The sequence below is a fragment of the Dietzia sp. DQ11-44 genome, from assembly GCF_014145205.1.
In the GTDB taxonomy this organism is placed as follows: domain Bacteria; phylum Actinomycetota; class Actinomycetes; order Mycobacteriales; family Mycobacteriaceae; genus Dietzia; species Dietzia natronolimnaea.
Genome location: NZ_JAALEC010000541.1, coordinates 1 through 1,333, shown reverse-complemented (window position 1 = coordinate 1,333; position 1,333 = coordinate 1). Strand labels below are relative to the sequence as shown.

Here is a 1,333-nt window from a genome sequence, read left to right as displayed (position 1 = left end):
CACCGCCCGGGCGTCGCGCGCCGAGCACACCGTGACGAGGCGCCGGTCACGAAGCTGAGCATTCCCTTACCTACGCCCCCGGCCGAGCGCATACTTGACCCGTCCACCACCGGCGTCGCCTCTCCGACCCCGGCGGTTCCAGCACGCGCGCCGCCCACGGGAGCACCATGAGCACCGATCAGATCACCGAGAAGACCGACGACCCCGGCGAGCCGTCCCCGCTCGCCACCGTGACCGGTGCGGTCGCACGCGCCGCCCGCCGACTCCCGGTCACCGCGATCGTGCTGGCGGCACTGCTCGTGACCGGGGTGGTGTTCGAGACGCTGTGGCGTTCCGCCCCTGACGCCCCGTGGTTCGAGGGCGTGGCCTACGGCGTCCCCGCGCTCGAGGGCGGCCGCTGGTGGACCGTGTTCGCCGGCCCGTGGTTCGGGATGACCCCTCTCCAGCACGTGTCGCTCCTCGTGCTGGTGGCGGTGGGGATCGGGGTGGGCGAGTGGCGACTGGGGTCGGCGCGGACGGCCCTGGTCGCGATCGGTGGCCAGCTGATCGGCGTGCTGGGGGCGTTCGGCGTCCTCGTCCCCGGTGACGCGGTGGGCTGGGAGTGGGCCACCGAGTTGTCCGTGGTGCTCGACGTGGGGTGCTCGACCGCGGTGATCGCCGTGCTGGCCGCCACCACGGCCACGCTGGTGTCGCCGTGGCGACTGCGCGCACGGGCCCTGCTCTACGGCTATGTGATCGTGTCGTTCCTGTTCCTCGGGCGCCTGTCCGACCTCACGCACCTCATCGCCTTCGCGGTGTTCCTGCTGGTGGGCGAGTGGTTCTTCTCCCGCACCGAGCGGGGACTGCGGCCCCGCACGCGGCGCGAGACCAGGCTTGTCGTCTCGGCCGGGATGTGGTTCCTCGCCGCGGTGCACGTGGTGGTCTACTTCGTCCCCGCGGAGGGCCCCCTCGGCCCGACCGAGGCCGACGACGTGAACCTGGCCGGCATGCTCCTGTCCGTCCTGGTCGCCGCGGTGACCGCCGAGCTGCTCCGCCGCGGCTACCGGGTGGCGTGGCTCGTCGCCCTCGTGTACGCGCTCCTCACGGCGGTGGCGACGCTCGTCGTCACCGTCCTGGTCGTGACCGCGGATTTCGAGAGCCTCGGCGCCGTCACCGCGGGTACGGGCCTGCTGTGGACGGGCGAGGCCGTCCTGCTCATCGCCGGCCGGGGCGCGTTCGGGGTCCGGATCCGGCGACGGGTCACCGGCTCCTCGGTCCACTCGGACGAGGTGATCGACCGCGTCCGCGCGCTCATCCGCCGGCACGGCGGCAGCACCATGTCGTGGATGATCAC

General features: G+C 73.0%; 1 pseudogene. It reads left to right on the top strand.

Features of this window, described 5'->3' with window-relative positions:
• Window positions 1-167 precede the first annotated feature (167 nt).
• A pseudogene (locus G6018_RS13145) lies at window positions 168-1,333 on the top strand (hypothetical protein); the annotation flags it as partial.